Source organism: Moraxella cuniculi (genome assembly GCF_900637105.1).
Taxonomy (GTDB): domain Bacteria; phylum Pseudomonadota; class Gammaproteobacteria; order Pseudomonadales; family Moraxellaceae; genus Moraxella; species Moraxella cuniculi.
Map to the genome: position 1 here is coordinate 1,681,409 of NZ_LR134343.1, position 26,580 is coordinate 1,707,988.

The 26,580-nt window shown below is 44.9% G+C and carries 22 protein-coding genes; 14 read left to right on the forward strand and 8 right to left on the reverse strand.

Annotation, left to right across the window (positions count from 1 at the left end; all coding sequences use genetic code 11):
• Positions 1-109 precede the first annotated feature (109 nt).
• From metX to EL162_RS07675, 3 genes are all read left to right on the forward strand, one after another.
• Entirely contained in the window at positions 110-1,321 is a 1,212-nt protein-coding gene (metX, locus tag EL162_RS07665) for a homoserine O-succinyltransferase MetX (RefSeq protein WP_170161434.1), read from the forward strand.
• Positions 1,318-1,935 carry a methionine biosynthesis protein MetW gene (gene metW / locus EL162_RS07670; RefSeq protein ID WP_126331238.1) on the forward strand — a complete coding sequence of 206 codons (618 nt, stop codon included), beginning with the start codon at positions 1,318-1,320 and terminating at the stop codon, positions 1,933-1,935. Before metX ends, metW begins: the two co-directional genes overlap by 4 nt.
• 235 nt (positions 1,936-2,170) lie before the next feature.
• On the forward strand, positions 2,171-2,737 hold the full coding sequence (locus EL162_RS07675; RefSeq protein WP_126331241.1) for a tetratricopeptide repeat protein: 567 nt from the start codon (positions 2,171-2,173) through the stop codon (positions 2,735-2,737).
• Between the two features lie 268 nt (positions 2,738-3,005).
• On the opposite strand, the gene EL162_RS07680 is transcribed toward EL162_RS07675, so the two are convergent.
• The 3 genes from EL162_RS07680 to EL162_RS07690 all read right to left on the reverse strand — a co-directional run bounded on the left by EL162_RS07680 (position 3,006) and on the right by EL162_RS07690 (position 7,827).
• Positions 3,006-5,729 (reverse strand): LysM peptidoglycan-binding domain-containing protein, encoded by a 2,724-nt coding sequence (locus EL162_RS07680; RefSeq protein ID WP_126331243.1) that lies wholly within the window; start codon positions 5,727-5,729, stop codon positions 3,006-3,008.
• Between the two features lie 207 nt (positions 5,730-5,936).
• Positions 5,937-6,494 (reverse strand): DUF4440 domain-containing protein, encoded by a 558-nt coding sequence (locus tag EL162_RS07685; protein WP_076555099.1) that lies wholly within the window; start codon positions 6,492-6,494, stop codon positions 5,937-5,939.
• 157 nt (positions 6,495-6,651) lie between these two features.
• The gene (locus EL162_RS07690) at positions 6,652-7,827 is read right to left on the reverse strand and encodes a CNNM domain-containing protein (protein WP_126331714.1); all 1,176 of its coding nucleotides are present in this window, start codon (positions 7,825-7,827) and stop codon (positions 6,652-6,654) included.
• A 308-nt stretch (positions 7,828-8,135) separates the two neighbouring features.
• Between EL162_RS07690 and yajC the strand changes: the two genes are divergently transcribed.
• The 3 genes from yajC to secF all read left to right on the forward strand — a co-directional run bounded on the left by yajC (position 8,136) and on the right by secF (position 11,636).
• A complete protein-coding gene (gene yajC, locus EL162_RS07695; protein ID WP_076555098.1) occupies positions 8,136-8,468 on the forward strand; it encodes a preprotein translocase subunit YajC in 333 nt (110 codons plus the stop codon).
• A gap of 141 nt (positions 8,469-8,609) precedes the next feature.
• Complete coding sequence (secD, locus tag EL162_RS07700; RefSeq protein WP_126331245.1) at positions 8,610-10,487, forward strand: protein translocase subunit SecD; 1,878 nt, start codon at positions 8,610-8,612, stop codon at positions 10,485-10,487.
• 9 nt (positions 10,488-10,496) lie between these two features.
• Entirely contained in the window at positions 10,497-11,636 is a 1,140-nt protein-coding gene (gene secF / locus EL162_RS07705) for a protein translocase subunit SecF (RefSeq protein WP_126331248.1), read from the forward strand.
• A gap of 395 nt (positions 11,637-12,031) precedes the next feature.
• On the opposite strand, the gene EL162_RS07710 is transcribed toward secF, so the two are convergent.
• Positions 12,032-13,105: a D-alanyl-D-alanine carboxypeptidase family protein gene (locus tag EL162_RS07710; RefSeq protein ID WP_126331250.1), complete on the reverse strand. Its 1,074-nt coding sequence runs from the start codon at positions 13,103-13,105 to the stop codon at positions 12,032-12,034.
• 394 nt (positions 13,106-13,499) lie between these two features.
• Here EL162_RS07710 and EL162_RS07715 point away from each other — a divergent pair, with 394 nt between their 5' ends.
• The 3 genes from EL162_RS07715 to EL162_RS07725 all read left to right on the forward strand — a co-directional run bounded on the left by EL162_RS07715 (position 13,500) and on the right by EL162_RS07725 (position 16,992).
• Positions 13,500-14,135, forward strand: a complete 636-nt coding sequence (locus EL162_RS07715) for a fumarylacetoacetate hydrolase family protein (RefSeq protein WP_126331252.1) — start codon at positions 13,500-13,502, stop codon at positions 14,133-14,135.
• Between the two features lie 87 nt (positions 14,136-14,222).
• Positions 14,223-15,497, forward strand: a complete 1,275-nt coding sequence (purD, locus tag EL162_RS07720; RefSeq protein ID WP_126331255.1) for a phosphoribosylamine--glycine ligase — start codon at positions 14,223-14,225, stop codon at positions 15,495-15,497.
• Between the two features lie 127 nt (positions 15,498-15,624).
• Positions 15,625-16,992 (forward strand): ABC1 kinase family protein, encoded by a 1,368-nt coding sequence (locus tag EL162_RS07725; protein ID WP_126331256.1) that lies wholly within the window; start codon positions 15,625-15,627, stop codon positions 16,990-16,992.
• A 125-nt stretch (positions 16,993-17,117) separates the two neighbouring features.
• Here EL162_RS07725 and EL162_RS07730 read toward each other — a convergent pair whose 3' ends face one another.
• Positions 17,118-18,347, reverse strand: coding sequence for a TIGR03862 family flavoprotein (locus EL162_RS07730; RefSeq protein ID WP_126331258.1), 1,230 nt, complete (start codon positions 18,345-18,347; stop codon positions 17,118-17,120).
• Positions 18,344-19,018, reverse strand: coding sequence for a class I SAM-dependent methyltransferase (locus EL162_RS07735; protein ID WP_126331260.1), 675 nt, complete (start codon positions 19,016-19,018; stop codon positions 18,344-18,346). Before EL162_RS07735 ends, EL162_RS07730 begins: the two co-directional genes overlap by 4 nt.
• Before the next feature lie 162 nt (positions 19,019-19,180).
• Between EL162_RS07735 and dnaQ the strand changes: the two genes are divergently transcribed.
• Genes dnaQ through EL162_RS07760 form a run of 5 tightly spaced genes read left to right on the forward strand, consistent with a single transcriptional unit; the run spans position 19,181 to position 23,834 of the window.
• Positions 19,181-20,506: a DNA polymerase III subunit epsilon gene (dnaQ, locus tag EL162_RS07740; RefSeq protein ID WP_126331262.1), complete on the forward strand. Its 1,326-nt coding sequence runs from the start codon at positions 19,181-19,183 to the stop codon at positions 20,504-20,506.
• A gap of 21 nt (positions 20,507-20,527) precedes the next feature.
• Positions 20,528-21,388 carry an NAD(+) diphosphatase gene (gene nudC / locus EL162_RS07745; RefSeq protein WP_126331264.1) on the forward strand — a complete coding sequence of 287 codons (861 nt, stop codon included), beginning with the start codon at positions 20,528-20,530 and terminating at the stop codon, positions 21,386-21,388.
• Positions 21,385-22,245, forward strand: a complete 861-nt coding sequence (locus tag EL162_RS07750; RefSeq protein ID WP_126331266.1) for an RnfABCDGE type electron transport complex subunit B — start codon at positions 21,385-21,387, stop codon at positions 22,243-22,245. Before nudC ends, EL162_RS07750 begins: the two co-directional genes overlap by 4 nt.
• Complete coding sequence (locus EL162_RS07755; RefSeq protein WP_126331267.1) at positions 22,238-23,503, forward strand: DUF2868 domain-containing protein; 1,266 nt, start codon at positions 22,238-22,240, stop codon at positions 23,501-23,503. The genes EL162_RS07750 and EL162_RS07755 overlap by 8 nt, the downstream gene beginning before the upstream one ends.
• A gap of 31 nt (positions 23,504-23,534) precedes the next feature.
• Positions 23,535-23,834: a YciI family protein gene (locus EL162_RS07760; protein ID WP_076555002.1), complete on the forward strand. Its 300-nt coding sequence runs from the start codon at positions 23,535-23,537 to the stop codon at positions 23,832-23,834.
• Between the two features lie 63 nt (positions 23,835-23,897).
• Here EL162_RS07760 and EL162_RS07765 read toward each other — a convergent pair whose 3' ends face one another.
• Positions 23,898-24,680 (reverse strand): HesA/MoeB/ThiF family protein, encoded by a 783-nt coding sequence (locus EL162_RS07765; RefSeq protein ID WP_126331268.1) that lies wholly within the window; start codon positions 24,678-24,680, stop codon positions 23,898-23,900.
• A 283-nt stretch (positions 24,681-24,963) separates the two neighbouring features.
• Positions 24,964-26,547, reverse strand: coding sequence for an AmpG family muropeptide MFS transporter (locus tag EL162_RS07770; protein ID WP_126331269.1), 1,584 nt, complete (start codon positions 26,545-26,547; stop codon positions 24,964-24,966).
• Between the last annotated feature and the right edge of the window lie 33 nt (positions 26,548-26,580).

The window sequence follows — 26,580 nt, forward strand, 5'->3', positions numbered from 1 at the left end:
TAGCCAAAATCAATCACTTAAGCATGGCGAGCGATTGCGACAATAAAATTTAGCAAATCGCCATTTGTGCTATATATTGTGTTAAATTTGTCAAAGTTAAGAGAAAATTGTGCAAGACAACAAAACAGCTCCATATCTTGACCCCAGCTCGGTTGGCATCGTAAAGCCGCAGGTTTTGCGATTTGATGAGCCACTGACGCTAGAATGCGAACGCATACTGCCCAGTTTTGAGCTGGTTATCGAGACTTATGGCACGCTCAATGCCGACAAATCAAACGCCATCTTAATTTGCCACGCCCTATCTGGCAGCCATCATGCCGCAGGTTATCATTCGCCTGATGACGCCAAAGCAGGCTGGTGGGATAGCTTAATTGGCAATGGCAAAGCAATTGACACTTCAAAGTTTTTTGTTGTTTGCCTAAACAATATTGGCTCATGCCATGGCTCAACAGGGCCAACCAGCCAAAATCCCGCCACTGGAACCATTTATGGTGCTGATTTTCCACTCATTACCATCAAAGATTGGGTAAAAACTCAAGTCATGCTTGCTGACCGCTTGGGCATTGCCAAGTGGCACGCTGTGGTTGGCGGATCAATGGGTGGCATGCAGGCATTGCAATGGTCGGTTGATTATCCTGATAGGCTGGCTCGGGCGGTTATTATTGCCAGCACGCCCAAACTGTCTGCACAAAATATCGCTTTTAATGAAGTGGCTCGCCAATCCATCTTGTCCGACCCTGATTTTCATCAAGGGTGGTATCTGCAACATGGCACTTATCCTCGCCGTGGGCTTATCTTGGCACGCATGGTTGGCCATATCACCTACATTACCGAAGAGGCGATGAAAGCCAAGTTTGGCCGTGATTTGAAATCTGGCAAATTCATGTACGGCTATGATGTTGAGTTTCAGGTAGAAAGTTATTTACGCTACCAAGGCGAACGCTTTAGCAAAAATTTTGATGCCAATACTTATCTGCTCATGACCAAGGCACTGGATTATTTTGACCCAACTCGCGATTATGCCGATGATTGCTTATCCGATGAAGAAGCATTAAAACAAACATTGGCACGCACTCAATGCCAATTTTTGGTTATTTCATTCAGTACCGACTGGCGATTTAGCCCAGAGCGTTCGATTGAACTGGTGGATGCACTCATCGCCAACCAAAAATCAGTCAGCTTTGTCAATGTTGATGCACCGCATGGTCATGATTCATTTTTGTTTGATATTCCTCGCTATGTCAATGCCGTCAAAGGCTTTTTGTCCGCCCCATTTATTGACCAAACACACGCCACAAAAACAACCCAAGGTGAGATATGAATAACATTGACCATCAACTTGCCGAAAAATGGATTCGCCCCAAGTCTCGCGTGCTTGATTTGGGCTGTGGCGATGGCACTTTGCTTGCACATTTACAAAAAACGCTTGATGTGCGTGGCTATGGGCTAGAAATTGATGAGCATAAAATCAACGAAGCCATTGGCAAAGGCTTAAATATCATTGAACAAGATCTTAATGATGGCTTGGCACGCTTTGCCAATGATAGCTTTGATACGGTGGTAATGGCTCGTGCCTTGCAGGCGGTCAAGGCACCAGACCAGTTGCTTATTGATATGCTGCGTGTCGCCAAAGAAGGCATCGTTACTTTTCCGAATTTTGCCTATTGGCAAAACCGTGTATATCTGGGTATTAAGGGCATTATGCCGATGAGCGAGACACTGCCACACGAGTGGTATAACACGCCCAATATCCATCTTTGCACCTTCAAAGACTTTGAGCGACTGTGCGATGAGAACAATATCCGCATCCTAGATACAGTTGCCATCAGCGATAAAGCAAACCAGCGACTGCCCGCCACCATCGCCAACAAACTGGTAAAATCGCTGCCAAATTTGCTTGCTGATGTGGCAGTATATCGCATTGCCAAAGGATAAATGTTACCAAATGTTACAATGCTAAACTTATCATTGAACAAAAGTTGAGATTAACTCAAAAAAATATTATAATATTGTTTTGAACTCAGTTTATGATAAATTCAGCTTAGTATGATGAATTAATAAGCAAGTTGAGTTTAATAACGGTTTTATTGCCACCAAAACAAATATTGTATTATTAATTTTTTATTAATAATTTATCATCTGTCGCTTGCCATTGCCATAGGATATGACCATGAAATTGCTAAAAATCGCCCTGCTCACTGGTGTACTTAGTAGTGCAGTAGCTACACACGCCCAAACAGCAACCAATGTTCGTTTTGAAAGCATGGATATTTCCAGTCTGACCAACCATGCTGCCAGCGGCAATCATCATGCCCAATTTTTCCTTGCCAAACGCTTGCAAAAAGGTGAAGGCATTGCCAAAGATGCCAGCAAAGCTGCCTATTGGTACACTCGTGCCGCCGAGAAAAATATTGCTCCAGCCCAGCTAAATCTAGGCATTATGTATCTGCGTGGTGAGGGCGTAAAAGCAGATATGGCAACGGGTCGTGCATGGCTTGAGCGAGCTGCCAATTTGGGCGATAATCGTGCCAGCTATGCACTGGCAATGATTGACGAACAACAACAGCGACTGGTTGATGCCTATAAATGGTATGATCTATCAACCCGAGATGGCATGCTTGATGACACCGTCAAAGATCGTGCCAAAGCCAAAGTTAGCCAACTGGCACTTAACCTCTCCTCTAGCGAGATCGAATCTGCCAAACGCAGTGCCAATGCATGGTTTCAAAACCAATAATCACCCAAAATAAAAAGCGGTTTCTGACCGCTTTTTTTGTTTATCAAACTAGGGAAGTATTAAAAACATTGGCAGCCGTGATGACCATTGGCCATCGCTTGATATCAGCTTGGTAATTGGCTAAAAGTGGCAAATCTCTATCGCAAATTATCTTGCCAAGCTGGTTATCTCATAGCATCTTTTGGGCTTAGTCCGTACTTGGCAGTCCAGCAATAATCAAGCCAAAAGAGACTTATCAATTTAATCAGCCTGACTGCCAATAGTCACTTTATTTATTCGGCACCAGCAATACTTGACCGATACGCAAACTGTCGGTTGGTTGCAGATTGTTCATTTTTGCCAGTTCGGCAACACTGGTGCCATAACGGCGTGCCAGTGAAATCAACCCATCGCCCGCCTTGACGGTATAGTTGCTCGTCAGTTTTGGCACTTTGATACTTTGACCAATGATAAGATTGGCATTGGTGCTTAAGTTGTTGGCAGCTGCCAAACTTGCAATTGAGACACCGAAGCGATTGGCAAGACTTGTCAAGCTATCGCCCGCCTTGACCGTGTAGTTCTCTGTTGCATTGCTAGGGCTTTGACTGCTTGGATTATTTGCGTTGGTACTGTTTACTGTACTCGTTGCCTGCACCCCTGCTGGCAATCTTAGCACTTGCCCTATCAGCACGCCATCGGTGATGGCTAGGTTATTTTCATTGGCTAGGGCTTGTAGGCTGATATTGTATTTACGAGCAATGGCGGTTAGGCTTTCACCAGATTGTACACGGTGGGTGGCAGTTGCTGTGTTGCGTGTATTTTGAGTGCTGTTGGTTTGGTTGTTGGTTGTGGTGGTTTGTGGTTTGACCTTGCCAGCAACCAGCCAAAGTTTTTGACCAATGCGAATATGAGCATCGGTTGCAAGGTTATTATAACTTGCCAATTGACCAACGCTTAAGCCATTAGCTGCTGCAACAGAAGTTAGGCTGTCGCCTGCTCTGACGGTGTAACTGTCGGGGCGTGTGGGCTGTTGAGAAGTCGTTGCTTGTGCCTGCACCCCTGCTGGCAATCTTAGCACTTGCCCTATCAGCACGCCATCGGTGATGGCTAGGTTATTTTCATTGGCTAGGGCTTGTAGGCTGATGTTGTATTTACGAGCAATGGCGGTTAGGCTTTCACCAGATTGTACACGGTGGGTGGCAGTTGCTGTGTTGCGTGTATTTTGAGTGCTGTTGGTTTGGTTGTTGGTTGTGGTGGTTTGTGGTTTGACCTTGCCAGCAACCAGCCAAAGTTTTTGACCAATGCGAATATGAGCATCGGTTGCAAGGTTATTATAACTTGCCAATTGACCAACGCTTAAGCCATTAGCTGCTGCAACAGAAGTTAGGCTGTCGCCTGCTCTGACGGTGTAGCTGTCGGGGCGTGTAGGTTTTGGCTTGCTCTGCTCTGCCTTTGGTCGTGCTGTGGTATTTTGGCGAGACGCTGACACCACTGGCGTTTGGGCAGGTTCAGGCTCTTGGGCGGGCTGCGTGTGGTTTTGGGCAGGTGGCAACTGCTCAGCACTCACAGTCTGTGGATTGTTGGTAAATTGGAGCGTCTTGGTCTCACCGCGTGCATCCAGCACTGACTGACCTGTCTGTACAGCATCCAGCTGAATATTACCATCTTGTGGGTTGATTGCTTGTACAGGTTCGCTGGCACTGGCTTCAATTTGTGCTGCAATAAAATCCCTCTCTGCTGCTGACAATGGCGGTTCTTGTACAATGGTGTTGTTTGGTGTAACTTGTGCGATGGTGGTTGGCAGAGTATTTGAGGCAATAAGCTCCTGCTCAGAGCTGGCATTGACCGCCGCACCTGTCTTTGGTGCCACATAGCTGATTGATTGTGCTGGTGCGGTCGCGATATAATCACCACCAAAGCCAAAGCCTTTTAGTGCTGACAACTGAGCATCAACCGAGCTTGGCAAACTGTCTGGGATAACGATACGATTCGGGCCAATTTCATCAACAATCTGATTGAGCAATGCTGGATTAAGTAGCCTTAGCTCATCGGTTGAGATGCCTGTAACTGTCGCCACTTCTGTAAGACTTACGCCATAATTGACAGGTACAGTGCGAAAATGATTGTGATTGGCAATAGCAGGCAGATAAATGCCATAAGTATTTGGTGATTTGACAATTTGTGCAACCGCCAAGAATCTTGGAACATAATTCATGGTTTCTGTAGGCAGTTTTAATGACCAATAATCCGTTGGCAATCCTTGCTCTTGATTTGCCTTGATGGCACGAGAGACACGACCCGGCCCTGCATTATAAGCCGCCAATGCCAACTCCCAAGAGCCAAACTGGTTGTATAAGCTGGTCAAAAAATCATAAGCCGCTCGTGTAGACTCAATCACATCACGGCGACCATCGTAGCTTTGGCTTTGATTTAGTCCATAAATTCGCCCCGTGCTTGGGATAAATTGCCACAGTCCTGCGGCGGCTGCATTGCTGGTCGCTGATGGATCGTACGAACTTTCAATAATCGGCAGCAATGCCAATTCAGAAGGAATGCCACGGCGTTCGGCCTCTGCAACGGTGTGGTACAGATAGCGAGAGGCTCGTGCGGTCAGTCTGTTTAGGTAACTTTGACGTGTATAAAACCATGATTTTTGTGATTCGATGCGAGCATTATTAATCTCACCAATGCGATAGCCACGACGAATCCTATCCCACAAATCACCATAGCGTTTGACCGCAAGCTCATCACCCTCCACCATAGACATATCGGTAGCTTGCAGTAGGCTCTCAAGTGCATCAAGCATATCAGGATTTAGCACGCCTGAAGTATTTGCGTCAGTGCTTGGCTGAGTAATGACAATGGGTGATTGTGGCGTAGGCAGCACAGCTGGCGTGCTGGCAGGTTTGTTGGTACCTGTGCTGCTACAGGCAACCAAAATACAAGACGAGATAGCAAGGCTAAGAGGCTTTAATAAATGCTGGCTTGGCTTGGCTTGGCGAAATTTTGTCATTCTTCTTGTGTCCTATGGCTATGCTCAAAAATGCTAAAATATAAATGTTCAACTTGGAACATTAAGTTAATCAAACATATAATAATGCCCTATTTTTGCCATTTTGGCAACTGTTTTGGCAGAAAAATACCGCTGGCATTTGTCATAATCACAACAAATAAACCTGCGGTAGTAATTGTGTAAGTTTTTTGTATTAAGCAGTTGCTCTTAGTCTATTGTAACCTGTGCCACCGAACGAAGCAAAACGGTATTATTGCCAGTTTGCGAAAGTGTGGCACGAGATACTGTCTTTACGGTAATGGGCTTGCCATCTTGAGTCCAAGTTTCGGTAGTAACAACCTGAGCCCGTGCCTGATTGCCTGTAGTTACAATATCACTGATGTCAATGCGATATTGATAACCTGTAGATTTTGCCCAGCTTTTTTGGAGCAATTGCAAATAACCCTCTTTGTCCAAAGAGCTGGTTTTGCCATTGCGTGATAATGAAATAATGGCGTCATCGGCAATCAAGCGTGATACTTGGGCGATATTTTGAGCATTGGCAGCACTGCTAATGGCACTGGCATAGCGGTTAATGTCAGACTCACTGATGGCATAGGCGTTGGTGGTGATTAAACTTTGCACCCCCAATGCACCAACAAACAAGCCAAGGCTCAGCCCCTTGCTGATTGGTTTGCCAGCAAGTTTGCCAACCAAGCCCAATGTACCTGTCAAAACGCTGGCAGCAGCAGCCTTTTTAAAAAAATTGCGAGTGCCACTTTTCATACAACAACTCCTTAATGAGCGTGTCAATTATATCAACAAAACCAAATTTGGCTTTATTATGAATACATTTGAGATGATTTTAGCCGAAATGTGCAGGCTGTTTTGTAATATTTTGTTGCAATTATGGATAATCCTTGTGTCTAAGTTGCATGGCTTGTTATGGTAAGGTTTCGTCTTCTTCAAGTTTTGCTCCCAAGCGAGCCATACGCCTATCCATCAACTGCCGTGCCAAAGCCTGCATATCATCAACGCGATCAAACTCATCAACAATCTCAAGCCCAAGCAGCGTCTCAAGCACATCTTCTAGGCTAACCAAGCCTTTTACTTCGCCAAATTCACCAACTGCCAAGGCAATATGCACCCGCTCTTTTAGCATTAAATCTAATAAGTCAAATAACTTCATCTTAGCAAAAACAAAGTTAATCTCACGGCGGAACTGCTTGATTGGCGTGTGTATTTCTTGGTTGGCTTTGGCGATTAATAAATCCGACTTCAACACAAAACCTGTGGCATTGTCCAAATCCTCATCAAAGACTGGAAAGCGAGAAAAAGGCAATTTTGGGTATTTTGCAAACACATCGCCAACGGTCATATTTTCGTCAAATGCCGTAACCACCGAGCGTGGCGTTAGGATATCCTCCACATTAATCACGCCCAATGCCAGTGAGTTTTTGATGATGCGAGATTCCATTTCGCTCATCTGCCCTGAACTTTCGCCCTGATTGGCAAGTGCCAAAAACTCATGGCGGTTAAAGCTGCTTTCTTGATTGCCACGAGTCAGCCAGCGAGAGATTTTTTCGGTAATCCAAATAATCGGCAACAGCAAAATATTAATCGTGCGGACATAATGAGCAACCGCGATGGCAAAACGCCGCCAGTAAGTCGTGCCAAGCGTTTTTGGGATAATCTCTGTGCCGATTAAAATCACCAAAGTCAGCACCGCACTAAAAACACCAAACCACGCATTGCCAAAAATAATCACCGCCTGTGCTCCAGCACCCAATGAACCTAAAGTGTGAGCGACTGTATTAAGCGTCAAGATTGCCGAGATGGATTTTTCGATATTGTCTACCTTAACATTTTTTAATAAGGCGGCATTTTTTGGACTGCTCTCCTCTAAAGTGTCAATATAACTGGGCGTCATCGTCAAAAGCACAGCTTCAGAAACTGAACACAAAAACGACACAATCAAAGATAAGCTAATAAAAAAGATAAGCAAAATGACATTGAGCTTTGTGCCACCAAATTCAAAAGAAGCGTATGCCACAGTTGGCAAAATCAGCACAAATAACAAAGCAAAAAGGCGAGAAATTCTCTGTCGTGGTTGGGGCATATAAATAAAAAATTGCAAAAATTAGCTCCCATATTAAGTGAAAATGCAAAAAACTGCAAGTCTTGATTTAGAAATTTGCCATCAATTATCAAGCGTGTCATCTGGCAAAATCACAAATCAACAACCTGCATTGTATTAGTTTGATAAATCGGCTCAAAAAATCCATGCCAGTTATGTAAAAATATGCTATGATAAAAGTTATTTTTTCTGCATTTTCTTAGACTGGCACAACTGCCAGACAACAAAAGTGCAGAGCAATCATTTGTGAAAAATTGGCACATTTTGCCAAAATAAATTTTGGAGTTTTTATGCTAGAGTTGTTAATTAACACCGCCTATGCCAATACGGCTGCCCCAACCACACAATCAACTTTTATGAATTTGTTGTTGCCTGTGGCATTTTTTGCAATTTTTTATTTTTTGATTATCCGTCCACAGTCAAAACGCAACAAACAGCACAAAGCTATGGTTGATGGCCTAACAGTAGGTAATGAAGTGGTATTTGCAGGCGGTTTGATTGGCCGCATCAAAAAAGTTGAAGGCGATTATGCAGTCATTACTTTAAATGATAATACCGAAGTAAAAATCCAGCGTGCCAGCGTCTTGATGGTACTGCCAGCTGGTACGATTGACAATATCTAATCTACAGCCCAAGTCTCTTGACTTGGGTGTCCTGTGCTGATGCGGCATTTGGCGTTTGCCATGAACTGCTGATTGACAAATTTTAACCAATCAAATCATCGCTGCATCAGCAATACTCTCACCAACCAATAAGAATATTGTATGCACTACCCTGCTTGGAAATACATATTAATCGCTGTGGTGCTTGCCATTAGTGGCATTTATGCACTGCCGAATTTATACCCTGATGAGCCTGCCGTACAAATCACAGGTGCAACTGCTGGCACGCAACTGTCTGCCGATGTACTGACACAAGCTGAAAGCCTACTAACCAAGGCGGGGCTTAGCTATCATAATGGCAGTTTTGAAAACAACAGCGTCCTTGTTCGCTTGCCCAATGCCGAAGAGCAGCTCAAAGCTCAAGAAGTGCTGCGTCGTGATTTGGGCGATCAATATGTCATCGCTCTAAACCTTGCCCAAACCACCCCACAATGGCTAAAAAATCTCGGTGCCAAACCGATGAAGCTGGGTCTGGATTTGCGTGGTGGCGTGCGTTTTGTTCTGGAAGTGGATATGGCAAAAGCACTGGAGCAGCGTTTGGCAACTGCAAGCCAAGACGCTCGCCGAGTGCTGCGTAGCGAACAAATCCCTGTACAGAGTATGCGTACCACCAATGACGGCATGGTGCTCACCTTTGAAAACAATGACAATCGCAACCGTGCACAAACGGCATTACAAAAACAGCTGGGAGCAGATTTTACCCTGCGTCCTTTTGCAGACAGCGAAGGGGCGGCATTGCAACTGGCGTATACCGAAGCTAAGCTACAAGAAATCAATGAATATGCCGTTGGTCAAAACTTAACCACTTTAAGAAATCGTATCAATGAGCTGGGCGTGGCTGAAGCCTTGGTGCAATCACAAGGCAGCAATCGCATTGTTGTTGAATTGCCGGGCGTGCAAGATACAGCCGAAGCCAAGCGTGTCTTGGGACGCACTGCCAATCTTGAGTTTCGCATGGTTAGCGAGGCTGATGCAACCTACAGTGGTGGCATTCCGCCTGCAGGTAGCGAAGCCTTTCCTTTTGGCACACTGGACGGTCAGCCGATGCTGCTTAATCGCCAAGCCATCATCACGGGTGAGCGCGTACAAGGGGCACAATCGGGTCTTGACGAAAATGGCCGTCCGCAGGTTGCCATTACGCTTGATACCAATGGCGGTCGCCTAATGCAAAATGCCACTCGCACCGCTGTCGGCAAACAAATGGCGGTTTTGTTTATTGAAAATAAACAACGAGTCAGTTTTAAAGAAGATGCCAATACAGGCAAACTTATCGAAACTCGCACGCCATATACCGAGACACGCATCATCAACCGTGCCACCATTCAGGCGGTGCTTGGCTCGCAATTTGTAATTACTGGACTGGACTCAGAAGCGGATGCTGCCGAACTTGCCCTATTGCTGCGTTCTGGTGCTTTGGCGGCACCGATGTATTTTGTCGAAGAGCGTACCATCGGTCCATCGCTTGGACAAGATAATATTGACAAGGGTCTGTTCTCTACCCAAATTGGCTATCTGCTCGTCTTTTTATGGATGATTGTGTTTTATCGTGCTTTTGGAGTGATTGCCAATATCGCCTTGGCGTTTAATGTGGTGATTATGGTTGCCATCATGTCGATTCTTGGTTCGTCTTTGACTCTACCAGGGATTGCAGGGATTGTATTGACCATCGGTATGGCGGTCGATGCCAATGTGTTGATTTTTGAGCGAATTCGTGAAGAGCTTGCCAATGGCGTGCGTCCCAAATCTGCCATTGTTGCAGGTTTTGACCGTGCCTTTAGCAGTATTTTTGATGCTAATATCACCACTTTGCTGGTTGCATTTATTCTCTTTGCCATCGGCACAGGTCCAATTAAAGGCTTTGCGATAACACTTGCCATTGGTATCGTCAGCTCGCTATTTACCGCCATTATTGTAACGCGTGCGATGATTCAGCTTTGTTATGGTTATCGTAAAAATTTAACAAAACTTAGCATTGGTTAGGAGTCAAAGATGAGTAATGAGTACACCCCAAACGACCCAATTGGTGCTAATCAGCCCCCTCGCCGTCGTCGCACGCCTCGCCGTGATGGCAAAGGGGCAAATGCAGCCACCAATCAAAACGCCCTTGCCGACCAAGCCATCATCGCCGACCAAGGTGATGAGGCAGCCGTCAAGGCAGGTGGCGTCAAGCTAATCGCCAATCAACGCATCATTCCTTTTATGAAAATTGAAAAGCCAATGATGATTCTGTCAGCACTGCTGGTGCTTGCAGGGATTGCAGCGATTATCATCAAAGGTCTTAATCTGGGTCTGGATTTTACAGGTGGTGTTTCTGCCAATGTTTCTTATCAGAATCCTGTCGAACAGACGCAGGTCGTGCAAGCACTGGCGGATAATGGCTATCCTGATGCTGTGGTTCAGTATCTTGGCACTCGCCAAGAATTGCTGCTGCGTCTACCACCGCAAGATGCCTCAGCTGAAGATCTAAGCAGTAACTTGGATAAAATCTTGGACTTATCTGGCAATGCAGCCACGATTGACGGCATTAGTATTATCGGCAGTCAAGTGGGCAATGAGATTTATCTTAACTCGCTGCTGGCACTGTCAGTGGCACTGGGCATGATGCTAATCTATGTTGCTACGCGTTTTCAGTTCAAACTTGCTCTGGGTGCTGTGCTGGCTTTGTTTCACGATGTCATCATTGTCGTTGGTTTGTTTGCCATCATGGGCTGGCCGTTTGACTTGACGGTATTGGCTGCAGTGTTGGCACTGATTGGTTACTCGGTGAACGATACCATTGTTGTCTACGACCGCATTCGTGAAAACTTCCGCCGTGTGCGTGGCTTAACCCCCAGACAAGTGCTGGACTTGTCATTAACCGAAACGCTAAGACGCACCATCATGACTGTTGGTACAGTCTTTGTTGTGGTGATTGCCATGCTGTTTTTGGGTGGTGATGGACTATACTGGTTCTCGGTGGCGTTGTTCATCGGTCTGATTGCAGGCACCTATTCATCAGTATATATTGCCAGCTCAATACCGCTGATGCTTGGTCTGTCTCGCGAGGATTTTGTGGTGAAAGTCAAGCCAGAGTTTGAAGAAGAAGTTGTTGTATTTGCCGATCCAGAGTTGCAAAACAGCAAAGACTAACACAAAAAAAAACAAAATACGCTCAAATTTTTGGGCGTATTTTTTATTGTGCAAACAACCAAGCAAAAAACATCGCAACCAATACAAACACCACAAATCACCCGACACATTAGCCAAATAACTTAGCAACATTCATCGTATGTTTAATGACCATCTGCATTACTTGGCAACACTTTGTCATAAATCCATTGTTGATTATGCCATAACCCTGTGATAGATTGGTATTTGTTTCAAGCAGTGTTTTGATAATTACCATACTTGCTACTGACCAGATTTTATTTTTGGATAATTCTGCTGGTAAATAATCAATTTTATGACAAAACCAGCACCAGCATACATTCTGCCATAAAAATACCCCAATGCTGCACACTGGGGTAATTATCAAAAAAAGTAAATTAACGGCGATATGCCAGCTCTGTCAAAATGCGTTCGGCATCGCTCCAGCGACTTTCGCTGCTTGATGCACCCAATAAAACAATAATCGCTGGGCGGTTATTGATATTGGTCTCCATGACGACATTATAACCAGATTCACGGATATAGCCTGTTTTTTGTACACCGATTGGGTAAGTGCCTGCATTCACTAAGCGATTGCTGCTGTAGCCTTTATAGGTGCGATCACCGCTGCTGTCATTGGCAATATAAAAATCATAATTTGCCGCTGTGGAGAAATTGCGAATGCTGTGATAACGAGGATCGCTATTGACCGCCTTCATCATGATAAGCAAATCGCTGGCTGATGACATATTGCGTGGATCCAGCCCCGAAGAGTCGCTAAACTTGGTCTGATACATGCCCAAATCGCGTGCCTTTTGGTTCATTGCCGCAATGAATGCATCATAGCCACCCGGATAAGTGCGTGCCAATGCTTTGGCAGCTGGGTTTTCAGAACGCATCAAAGTCATCAAAGTAAACTCTGAACGAGTCATGCGATCGCCAGCTTTTAGGCGTGTGCTTGCTTGTTTTGCCCCAACCAAATCAGAGGCAATCAAAGTAATTTGTTCACGCATATCCAGCTGTGCATCCAAAATTACCATCGCCGTCATCAGCTTACTGACCGAGGCAATCGAACGCTGTGCATCGATATTTTTGGCATAGATGGATTGGTTGGTTTGCAAATCATACACCAGTACCGCTGCCGAGCGTGTGGTCAGTGCCAATTGATCCAAACTATTGGCATAGCTTTGACTGCTGTAATTGGCAGTTGTGGCTGTTGTGCTTGGCTGAACACTGACACGGGTCGTTGTTGCCACTTGTGGCGTTGGTGTCTGTGCTGACTGGACAACCACATTGGTTTTGGTGGTCAGCTGAGCCGCTGGCTGCACATAGGTTGTCTGGGTGGTAGACAGGGTCGCAGTCTGAGCGGTACGCTGCTGACTGCTGTCCACCGAAAACGCTTGAGCGTTCATGCCAGCAGCCACTGCCAGCAACAGCACAAGACCTTTGCTGCTATGCTTGAATACTTTCATAGACGATCTCTGTTGTGAATATCTGACTATTGTACCATAATTTTTATGGAATTTTAGCCCTGCTGGGATTTTTTGTCAATGATTACAATATTACAATAATCTGTGCAGATAATTAACAATTGATTGATAAATCAACAAAATGGCACAAGCCACACCATCAAACCATCTGGCACAATAATGATTTTGAAAAATTTTCTAAATTTTTAAGATTTTTAAGATTTTTAAGATTTTTAAGATTTTTAAGATTTTTAAGATTTTTAAGATTTTTAAGATTTTTAAGATTTTTAAGATTTTTAAGATTTTTAAGATTTTGCCAGCAAAAAGATTGCGAAAATTTTGGCAAATTGTTGTCGGTTTGTGCTAGGATATGGCAAATTTATTCGGAAAAAATACCATGAAACAAGTGCATTTCAAAGACGGCAAACCCGCCCCTGTTAATAACATTTATTGCATCGGACGCAATTATGCTGAACATATCAGCGAGCTTGGCAATGTTCCAACTGGCGAACCTGTGGTTTTTTTGAAACCAACCACCGCACTTAACACCAATGACACGATGCGACTGCCTGATTTTTCTGATGATATTCATCACGAGGTTGAGCTGGTGCTGTATATCGGTTGCGATGTTGCTGATGATGACATGCCAAACCTTGATTGCATTACAGGCTTTGGCATAGGGCTGGATTTAACCGCACGCGACATACAAAGCCAGCTAAAAGCCAAAGGTCTGCCATGGACATTGGCAAAAGGCTTTCCTGATGCTGCATGGCTGTCGGTGCTGCAAGCAGGCACACCACCACAAATATCCCAGCTGTCTTTGACGGTAAATGGCGAACAACGCCAGCACGACAATACGGGCAGCATGCTGTTTGATATTGAGTTTTTGTTGCGATTTTTGCACAGCCGCTTCAGGCTGCGTCAAGGTGATTTGATTTATACTGGCACACCCAAAGGCGTTGGGCGGTTGCACACAGGTGATGCCCTAATCGCCACCTTAAATAATGACAGTTATACGCTGCAAGTTATATAACCAAATCAGCGAATAAATTGGCAAATTGCCCAAAATTTGCTACAATCGCCGAAATTTTGGCCTTTTTGATAATTAATTGGGGAATGTATGAATATTTTAGTATTGGGTACAGGTGGTCGTGAGCATGCACTGGCATGGGCGTGTGCCAAAGACGAACGAGTGCAAACGGTTTATGTTGCCAAAGGTAATGCTGGCACAGAAGGTGAACACAAGCTGCAAAATATTGATTTGGATATCAATAACCATGCGGCATTGATTGAGTTTTGTCAAAATAATGCCATCGAATTTGTCCTTGTTGGCCCTGAAGCACCGCTGGTTGCTGGCGTGGTTGATGATTTAAGAGCGGCAGGCATTGCCATTTGGGGTCCAACGCAATACTGTGCCCAACTTGAAGGCTCAAAAGCCTTTGCCAAAGCCTTTATGAAGCAGCACAATATCCCAACGGCATTTTATGAGGTATTTACCGATACCGATGCCGCCAAAGCCTATGTTAAGCAGCATGGGGCTCCGATTGTTATCAAGGCTGATGGTTTGGCAGCTGGCAAAGGTGTGATTGTCGCCATGAGCGAAGAAGAAGCCTATGATGCCATTGATGATATGCTTAGCGATAACAAATTTGGCAAGGCTGGCAGTCGTGTGGTGATTGAGCAATTTTTGGCAGGTGAAGAAGCCTCTTTTATTTGCATGATTGATGGCGAGAATATTTTGCCGATGGCGACCAGCCAAGATCACAAACGCATTTTTGAGGGTGATACAGGGGCAAATACAGGTGGTATGGGTGCCTATTCGCCAGCTCCTGTTGTTACTGCCAGCGTTCATGACAAAGTCATTACACGCATTATTCGCCCTGTGGTTGAGGCGATGAAAGCAGCTGGTACGCCCTATACAGGATTTTTGTACGCAGGTTTGATGATTGATGAGTTGGGCGATCCTTATGTGATTGAGTTCAATTGCCGCTTTGGCGATCCTGAAACTCAGCCAATCATGATGCGACTAAAAAGCTCATTGGTTGAACTAATCACAGCAGGATTAAAAGGTCAGCTACCAAGCCAAGCTGCATGGTCAGATGAGGTTGCACTGGGCATTGTACTGGCAAGTCGTGGCTACCCAGAAAGCAGCTCAAAGGGCGATGTCATCACAGGGCTGACAGATGACGATCAGACGCTAAAAGTCTTCCATGCAGGTACAAAAAAATCAGGCGATGCCATCGTTACCGACGGTGGTCGTGTGCTGTGCGTAACGGCATTGGCTGCTGATATTGCTACCGCCCAGCAGCGAGCAATTGACGCTATCGGCAAAATTAACTTTGCTGGTATGCAATATCGCCGCGATATCGGCTGGCGAGCCATTGGTCGTTCATAAGCCCAAATCACGCAACCAAACCGCCCAAATCCACCAAAGGCAAGCCATGGGTTTGCTTTTTGGTGATGACGGCTGTTAAGTTTGGCAAAATTTGCTATACTATGATAAATTTTAATACAGCAAAATCATGAGCGATTCATTAAACAAACTAAAAACCAGTCCATTATCACGCCGCCTATCAATCGCCAAAACCTCACTTAATATCGGCAAAAACTGGGCAAAATCCAGCATGAGCAGTCTCCTGCTTGACAAAGATCAACGCTCTGCTCAAAAACAAGCCTTATTACAAGAGCAGGCGGATTATTTGGCTGCCGAACTGGGCAAGCTCAAAGGTTCTGTTGTTAAAGTCGGTCAAATGCTGGCACTGTATGGTGAACATTTTTTGCCAAAAGAAGTGCTAAATGCCCTGCATACACTTGATGCCAGCACCACACCTTTGTCTTGGCACATCATCTATGAGGCACTCAAACAAGAGCTTGGCGAGCGAGTGCATGATTTTGATATTGAACGCACGCCCATTGGCACGGCAAGCCTTGCCCAAGTTCACAAAGCTGTGCATAAACATACTGGCAAGCCTGTCGTGCTAAAAGTCCAGTATCCGCGTGTAGCAGAATCCATTGATTCTGATTTGTCAATTTTTAAGCATTTATTAAAAATCACCAATGCCGTGCCACAAACCAAATCGCTTGATGCATGGTTTGATGAAATCTCCAAATTGCTCCATCGCGAGGTTGATTATCAGCTTGAGGCAGCGACCACCAAGCGATTCGCCAGCTACTTGGCTGATGACGCTCGTTATGTTGTGCCGACCATTTATGATAATTACAGCAGCAAACGCTTGATTTGCATGAGTTTTGAGGCTGGTATTTCGCTCAATGACCCAAGCCTAGCACAACTGCCCCAAGCACGCAAAAATGCTCTGGGTCAAGCCGCCATTGAGATCGTGGTGCGAGAATTATTTGAATGGGGAGAAATGCAGACCGACCCAAATTTTGGCAATTATTTGGTACGCCATGAAGACGGTATTGACAAACTTATCTTGCTTGATTTTGGTGCAATTAAGCAGTTTGACCAGCATTTGCTTAGCATTGCCAAAGGTCTGATGGCAGCAGGCTATCATCAAGACAAATCACAGATGATGACTGCAATGACAGGTTATGATTTTTTTGACAAGCTTACAGGCAAGCCAAAATCAGACATGGCGGAGGTTTTTTTGATGGCGTGCGAACCGTTTGCCAATACCGAAAAATTAATCACCGCCCATGCTGGCAATTGTCCGCATCTCGACGATGAGCAGCGTTATATCTGGGTGGGCAGTAATTTATACGCACGCGTCATGAATACCGCCAGACAAGGCATGCAGTCGCTTGAATTTAGCCTGCCACCCAAAGAGATGATGTTTATCAGTCGCAAATTTATTGGTGCTTACGCCCTGCTTGTGGCGTTAGATGCACGCACCGATTCTGAGGGCTTGGTTGCACGGTTTGTCTCATAAGCCATCATTGATTTGCTTACAGCCACATCGCCACCAATCAAAGTGCATATTCATTGGTTAATTATTTAATGATAATTAATAGAAATTATCAAATTAATAACCAATCATCAACAGCGTCCCAAAACTTAGCCATTGGCATTGGGCTGTGTGCAGCCCAGCCAATTTAGCACCCCTTTTGCTGCCACTCGTGCCGTAGCAAAACAGGCGGTCAATAAATAACCACCCGTAGGTGCGTCCCAATCGAGCATTTCCCCTGCACAAAACAAGCCTGCCTGATGATGACACTGCAAATCATCAGCCACCGCCAAACGCTTCACGCCGCCACCTGTGCTAATCGCCTCATCAATCGGCCGCAAGCCCGTGCAGCTAACAGCCAACATCTTAATATGGCAAGCCATCTTCTTGGGATTGCTCCAATCTTGCTTGGGAGTGCATTCTCGCAAAATGGCAATCTTGCTGGCATCAAGCCCTACTTTTTTCAGAGCGGTATTTAGCGATTGTTTTTTAGATTTTATTAATAATTGGTAGATTTTTTCTGCTGATTTATCAGGCAATAAATCCACATACAAAACAAAATTTGACAAATCACAAGTTTGTCTCATCGCCGAATTTAGCTTATAAATCAGTCCACTTTCCAACCCATAATGGCTGATAATGATATCACCCTGCTGTGCAGCCATACCGCCCACCCAAGCCTTGACACGCTTTAATGGCTGCCCAAAAACCCCTTGCATATACGCAGACCAAGCAACCGTAACACCGACATTGCTGGCATACAGCGGAGTCAGCAATTCCTCAGGCAGCCATTGTTGCCACCTGCCATCACTGCCAAGCGATGCGTAGGAGCCGCCGCCACAAGCTAAGATAACCGCTGCAAATTTGCGTTGGAAAGTTGTTGTTACCCCGCCCTTGCTATCTAGCACCTCAAAGCTAAGGGTCAAACCATCAAGCGATACACAGCGATGACGATAATAAAATTTTACTTCATAATCATTTAGGCGTTTTAGCCAAGCACGCACCAATGCCGATGCCTTCATCTGCACAGGAAAAATCCGCCCTGTAGAGCCTACAAAGCTCTCTATCCCCAATCCTGCCAGCCATTCAACAATCTGTGCTGAACCAAATTCTTGGACAAACGGTGCAAGCCAATCGCTTGGCGTGTAGCGACTGACAAATAATTCATGATTTTCGGCATGAGAAATGTTCAAACCAGTTTTGCCCGCCATTAAGATTTTGCGTGCAGCAGTTGGCTTATGCTCAAAGATATGCACATTCACAGGATAGCCAGCCAGCACCTCCGCTGCCATCAGCCCTGCTGCCCCTGCCCCAATAATGGCAACATCAGGTCTGCTCACATATCCCCCTTGGCAGAAAAATTATCAAATCGTGTGCGGTATCCTTCGGGTTTTTTTATTAGTAATTCTTGACAATGCTCACCGCGAGCCAAATATTTAATCTCAAAGTGCGTGCGTGCTGACTGCTTATCAATCACCCTTTTTTGATACGGCAGTTGCCATACTTCATCAAGCCTAGCACAAGCCTCGTTAATATATGCCGTGATATTGCTTGCTAAGACAATCTGTGCATTTGGCTTAAGTCTTGATAGCAAAAATTCAAAAAATGGCATATTTAACCAACGCTGATTTTTATTGCTAGGCTCAGGATTGGGGTACAAAATAAACGCACCGTCCAACGTATTTGGTGCAATAAAATGTGCGGTAAAGGCAATGGCATCAGCATGGATATAAATTAGATTTTCTAAAATATCTACCGATGCTTGTTTGTCAAATGCAGTAAATTTTTCGCTGGTGCGTTCAACTGCAATCAAGCGACTTTCTGGATTTTCTTTGGCAAATAATAACGCGTGCTTGCCCTTGCCTGCACCAATTTCCAGATACAGCGGCAGCTTGGATTGTTGCCATTTGCTAAGCTGTGATATGCTGTCAGTATCAAGGTTTTTTGGTGCGTGCAAATGAGCGGTGCTAAAAATTCGCTCAAACTGATGGCTTGGCTGTGTGGTTATCATAGATTCAACCGATTATCAAAAACAAACCCGTCCAATAATTTGCATGGACGAGCCATTATAACACAATCACCCATCATATCTTGGCAAAAAATTCGCATAAAACCCAGTAATGATTTATAATAGCATATTTGACATAATAAAAAGTAATTAGTGCATAAATCTATGGAAACAATCATCGCATATACAGATGGTGCCTGTAAAGGCAATGGCAAACAAGGTGCGTCAGCAGGTGGCTATGGCGTGCATGTGCAGTTTGCCAATGGTGATGTGCAAAATTTTTGGGGCGGTGAGGCTGATACCACCAATAATCGCATGGAGCTTATGGCCGCCATTGTTGCCCTACAAAACACCCCACAAGACGCACCGCTACAACTATGGACAGATTCTGGTTATGTAAAAGATGGCATTACCAAATGGATTGCCAACTGGAAAAGTCGTGGCTGGAAAAAAGCAGACGGCAAGCCTGTGTTAAATCAGCAGCTATGGCAGCAACTTGATACTCTGTGCCAAAACCGCTCCATTGACTGGCAGTGGATAAAAGGTCATGCAGGACACGCAGGCAACGAAATGGCTGACAAACTTGCCAATCTGGGCGTGCATGAGACAGGGCATGAGTTTATCCCAGCTGACGGTACAAACGCTGCCATGCCGACCAGCCAAAGCACCACAAACCAAACCAATATGGAAAAAACAACCATGCAATCGACCAGCCAATATACGCACAATAATGAACAAAACCCTGCCTATGATGGCGACACCAGCCGAAAAAACCCTGATTTTTGGCCAGTGTTGCCAGCACCAAATTTGCGAGGTGCACCAGAAAGACAGCTGATTATGGATACCGAGACCACAGGTTTTAATGATCAAAGTGGCGACCGCATTGTTGAGGTTGGTATCGTTGAGATGGTTGGACGCAAGTTCACAGGCAATAAGTTGCATGTCTATATCAACCCAGAAATCACCATGGACGATGAGGTTATCCGAGTGCATGGCATCAGCAATGAATTTGTTTCTGATAAGCCAAAATTTGCCGAGGTAGCCGAGCTGATTTATGAATTTATGGTAGATAGCGAAATCATCGCCCATAATGCAGGCTTTGATATGCGATTTTTGAAAATGGAATTTGACCGTGTTGGATTGACTGATTTTAGCGATAGAGTAACAGTAACTGACACTTTGGCACTTGCCAAGCAAATGTACCCTGGTCAGAAAAATAGCCTTGACGCACTGGTGAAGCGGTTGGATGTTGGCAAAAAAGACCGTACCTTCCACGGAGCTTTGCTGGATTCGGAAATCTTGGCAGAAGTTTATTTGGCAATGACTGGCGGGCAGATCAATCTGGCAATTGACGAAGAACAATCAGCCACCGCCGAACAAAATACCCAAGGCTTGCATTTTGCCAATTTATCACAACTGGCAAGTCTGCTAAACACCTCTGCCAGCGATCATCAAGCGGACGCACTGTGGCGTGAAAAAACCCTAAAATGACCCAAATCAACGGTATTTGATATGGTAACAATCTGGCTTATTTGTGGTGATGGCATTATCTGTACAGCATCTGGCGTGCCGTTTGTTTTGACAACACAGTACGCCCCAAGCTCGGCGATTTGCTTGGCATTTGGCGAAACCCATCAAGCCACAACCATCAGTCATGATAATAAGGACTGCCCTGTCAGTCATGTCATGGATTTACAAGATGCCTGCCAGCTTGGTCTGATTGCTCGCTATGGCAATGGTTATGACAGCAAGTATGAACAAAATTTACAGCTCATAAGTTTTCGTCAATTGTTAAATACAGCTAATAAAAACCTCCTAAATCAGCTGGCACGAGCCATCATGCTTAACCGCTGGAATATCGATCATCGGTTCTGTAGTCGCTGCGGTGTGGCAACCACAGCACATCAGCATGAACATGCCAAAATTTGCCCAAAATGCCGCCACCATGCCTACCCTCGTGTGCAGCCTTGCATCATTGTCGCCATCACTCGCCACAATCCTACCACCAACCAACCCCAACTCTTACTCGCCTGCCATACACGCCACAAAGACAGCGGTGTTTATGGGCTTATCGCAGGTTTTGTTGAGGCTGGCGAAACCCTTGAAATGGCTACACATCGCGAGGTTTTTGAAGAAGTGGGACTGCAGATTGGTTCATTGAGCTATTTTGGCAGTCAGTCATGGCCATATCCGAGCAATCTAATGGTGGGATTTGTTGCCAATTATGCTGCTGGTGAGATTTGTATTGAGCCAAATGAAATTTTTGACGCACAGTTTTTTGACATTGATAAATTGCCAAAAATTGTCAGTGCTGGCACAATATCGCACGATCTCATCATGCATGTTCTCAACCAATTTTCAGCTGAATCATGAGCATAACAGATACCGAACGCCTTAACAATCTACCCATTTTGTTTGATTCTCTTAATTTAGAAAATCTTAATGAAGATGCACGCATTGCCATCGCTGCCATTGATGCTGTCTTGCCACAGACACAATGTGGTTTGTGCGGACATCATGATGGCTGCCTACCCTATGCACATGGCATTGTCATGCATGGCGAGGCAATCAATCTATGCGTGCCGGGCGGACAAGCCGTCAGCGACCAAATCGCCAATATCACCAAACAGCCAAAAAAGCCAGCCACACCGAGCAAATGGGCAACCAATCCAAATACCCAGCGACCCATCGAAGTGCGTGCCATCATTGATGAAACCAACTGTATCGGTTGCACCAAGTGCATTCCCGCCTGCCCTGTTGATGCCATCATCGGCAGTGCCAAGCAAATGCACAGCATCATCACCGACCTTTGTACAGGTTGTGAATTGTGCCTACCTGCCTGCCCTGTTGATTGCATTGACCTTAGTCCCTACGCTCGCACAATTGACGACAACAAACGCCAGCACGAAGAGCAGCACCTAAGAAATCGCTATCATCAGCACTTGCACCGAGTTGCCAAGACCATCAAAACTGGCAGCAAGCCTGTGGTCAGCACCATTGAATCTGCCATGGTAAATGCCCTAAATAGCAGCCAATCTGCCAATATTGACGAAACTGCGGCAAAAAACACCATTGCCGCTGCCAAATTGCGTAGCAAAATAAAAAAAATCACCAAGCAGCTTGCTTTGGCAAATAACCCCAGCCTACAAACAACACTTGAGCAATTAACACAAGAGCTTGCCAAGCTAGAAAATCACAGCACACCGCCAAATAAGGACACTCATGGATAAGTATACCGAGCTTGAACATCAGCACCTACAGGCGATTAAGCTGCTTGAAGAGCAAGACTATATTTTTGCCCAAAACCCCAAAATTATCACCAAAGCTGTCGCAAGCGAAGCTGTCAGCAGTTATGACAAGCTGTTTTTGCGTGCCAAGAAAATTGACAGCGATGGGCAAATCATGCAGCAGCTTATCGATGCCACGCACACGGTTGCCTTAAGCAAACGGCTTTTGTATTTGGCTTATTTTTTGCTCGGTTTATTTGGTGTTGTGGGACTGCTAAGCGGTCAATCACTGAACTTTTTTTATGTCATCATCGCCCTATTGGGGTGGCACAGCTTATCTTTGTTGATTTGGCTTGTTCAGCTTACCCTACCACACAGACCTTCACTGATTGCCAATTTGATTAATAAATTTATTCTAAAAAATAATTTTATTTATGGAAATAAATCAAACAAACCACGACAAATAATCTCCGCCATTGTCGCCCAAAGCTCAACTGGTGGCTATCATGCGGTGCTGCATGGTGCATGGTTATGCGGACTGATTGGCAGCATGCTTGGCTTACTTGGTTTATTTTTATTTAAAAGTTATCAATTTTATTGGCAATCAACATTATTGCCCGATGGTTATTTTTATCAATTGATTGCCATCATTGGTTATCTGCCTGCCAAACTTGGTCTGACACTACCAACAGCAACCAATAATAGCCCTGATGACTTCGCTTGGCTAATGATTGCTAGTCTGCTACTGTATGGTATCCTGCCCAGATTGCTGGCTTATTTATTTAGTATATTTTATAAAAATAATCAATTTAAAATTGATACAAAAGATTCTTATTATGTAAATTTACTTAACTTTTACAACCAACAAATCATCGATAAAGATGATTATCAGCCAGTCAAACCAATCATTGGCAAAATACACGCCATCAGTGATACGCTGATTTTAGCAAGTCTTGAGAAAGCCACCAATATCCAGCCAAATCATGAATTTATTGCGGATTTTGGGGTGGTTGATAGCCAGCAACAAATCCAAGAGTTGTTGGCACAGGCGGAAAGTCTCGCCGCCCAAATCTATTTGATTGTCAACAGCGACACACCGCCTGATCGCGGTATTATTCGCAAGGTTGAACAATTGTCCAAGCACCCTTTTGGCATGATTGTCGCCCTATCTGGTACGCATCGCACGCACGATGACGCATGGCAGTTAGCCTTAAATCAGCGGCAGATTGCCACAGAGGGCGGCAGCTTGGGCAAGAATTAGCAAATACAAACCACCAACAAAAGGAGAAACCATGCCTTTATTTGCCATTATCGGTCATGATGTCGCGGACAGTGGCGACAAACGCAGCAAAGCTCGTGCCGAGCATCTTGCAAGACTGCATGAATTATTAGCCGAAAATCGCCTTGTCATTGCAGGACCGACACCGATTGAACATGGACAAAGCCAAATGAGTGGCAGTCTTATTGTTGCCTCTTTTGATGATTTGCACAGTGCCAAAGCATGGGCGGCTGACGACCCATATATCATCGCAGGAGTTTATAGCCGTGTTGATGTCAAACCCTTTATTCAGGTTTTGCCAAATTTTGACTAGTATGACAAGATTGCTGCTTGATTGATTAGCAGTCTATTTATCAAGGATTACTAATTAATATTATCAGCAATCCTGAACTTTTTGCCAATCAGTCAAAGCACATACCGCACAATCTGGATTGGCATAAAACTGATAATGCTGTAAACGCATCGTTGCCCCTTGCCATACCACCAGTTGATTGGCGATGGGATTAATGCCCTTTGCCAAAAATACCAGTGCCAATTGTGCCGCCATGGCACCAATGACCGCCACCGTACTGGCAAGCACCCCTGAGTTTGCACAATTTTGCTCATCATCGCCTTCATCAGCAAAAACACACTGATAGCACCCTGTCTGTGCGGTATAGAGTGCCACTTGACCTGTTTGGGCGATGGCGGCAGTCGATAGCAGTGGCACGCCTCGCCTGCGACATATTGTATTTAGCACATCACGCACAACAAAATTATCCGTGCAATCAATCAACAAATCCACCTCGGACAGATATTCTGGCGACCAATTGGCACACACTTGCTCGGTACTGGTATCAATGTAGCAAAAGCCATTTTCTTTATGCAGTTTTTCTTTGGCAGCCTCCACTTTGGTTCTGCCAATATCATCACTGGTATAAAGCAGCTGCCGCTGTAGGTTACTTGCCTCAACCGTATCATTATCAATAATGGTCAGCCTGCCAATGCCTGAACGCACCAAAATCTGTGTAATCGGACAGCCCAAACCACCCATACCAACAATAATCGCATGGCTATTTTTTAATCGTATTTGTGCAGGCAAATCCCACTCATCAAGCAAAATCTGCCGCGAATAACGCATCAGCTCATCATCGCTTAGTATCATCTGCTGATTTATCATACACCACTCCAATGCAGTTGATTATTTCACCACACTCTTGTGCTTATAGCAATCCAAGATATTTAATTAAAACCGACTGGTTGGTTTTTATTTATCACTCTGCAAAATATGCAAATCACCCCTGTCAATTGCACAATTGGTTTATTGAGCGAAGTTGATATGGTTTAAGCCAGCTTCTGTATCAATATAAGAAATAAGCCCATACCAACCAAATGGCAAACGCCTGCCGAATTTTGACAATCGACAGGCGGTCAAGTTTAGTCAATGCTTAGCCTAAAGATATTCATGGGTCAATCTGTGGCTGAGAAATCTTGATATGCTTATTAACCAAATAAATCAGCAATAGCACTGGGATACCAATTAAGAAAGTAAACCCAAAGAAAAACTGATAACTTGTCGCATCAACAATTGAGCCTGAATAGCCGCCAAGCAACTTCGGTGCCAGTGTCATCAATGATGAAAATAACGCATACTGCACCGCTGTGAAACGAATTGAGGTCAAAGCAGACAAAAATGCCACAAACACAGCGGTCGCAAGCCCTGCCGCCAGATTATCAACAATCACAGCAAAATACATCATCATCGGCACAGGCGTATAAACCAACAAGATAAATAGCAAATTGGTTACACAGGCCAAAATCGCCCCAAGCGTCATTGCCTTAACAATGTTCATACGCTGAGCAATCCAGCCACCAACAAAGCTACCGCCGATACTGGCAACCACACCAACCACTTTTACTGCATTGGCGATTTGTGTCTTGCTAAAGCCCAAATCCTGATAAAAAATATTAGAAATATTGCCAGCAACGACATCACTGATACGATATACACCGATGAGTGCCAATAGCAATAAGGCTTTTTTGCCATAGCGGCGGAAAAATTCTGCCACAGGCTCAACCCAAGTACGCATGACCATCTGCTTTGGGGCAAACTCAACTTTTATCAAAGCAAAAATCATCACCGCAAATGCAATCACACTCGCCATAAACTGCATACAGCCATACAAAAAGCCCATCAGCACACTTTCGGTCTCGGGCAATACAGTCCCCATGCCACGAAATGCCAAAATAAATGCCACAACCGCCGCAACAAACACCAATATCATTTGCAAATAATCACGGTTGCTTTCAGTGGCAGGCTTAACGCTAAGCGTTGGCTCTTTAATCCATAGCGTTGTCATGACGCCAATTAACATCACCGCCGCCATAATCAGATAGGTTTTTTGCCAAGCAAGATAACTGTACGACTCCATGGTTGAGCCAAAAAAATCCGCCAAATATAACGCCCCTGCACCAGAGACAATCATGCCGATGCGATAACCCATGATATAGGTGGCTGATAATGCAGGCTGCATTTGGGCAGGTGCAATCTCGATGCGATAAGCATCAATAACAATGTCTTGTGAGGCAGACGAAAATCCAAGCAATACCGCCGCTGCTGCCATCACCATCAACATCTGATCACTGCCCTGTGGATTGGTCAATGCCATCAAAACCAGTGCAGCAATAATCAACAGCTGTGTCAATAACAACCAGCTACGGCGGCGACCCAAACTGCGTGTCAGTACAGGCAATGGCAAACTGTCCACTAAGGGTGCCCAAATGAATTTGAACGAATAGCCCAGTGCTGCCCAGCCAAACATGGTAACCGTGCTACGCTCAATCCCTGCCTCACGCAACCACAATCCCAAACTGGAAAAAACAAGCAAAATCGGCACGCCAGCTGCAAAGCCCAATAGCAACAGTGCCAGCGATTCACGATTCAGATAAGCCTGAGCAAATGCTTGCCATGCTGTCAAATTGGCAGTTTGTGAGGATTGATGAGTGATTGAGTCTGACTGACTGGGGTGTTTGTTGAGTTGATTCATGGTCATTACTTCGTTGGTCCATCAAATGATAAA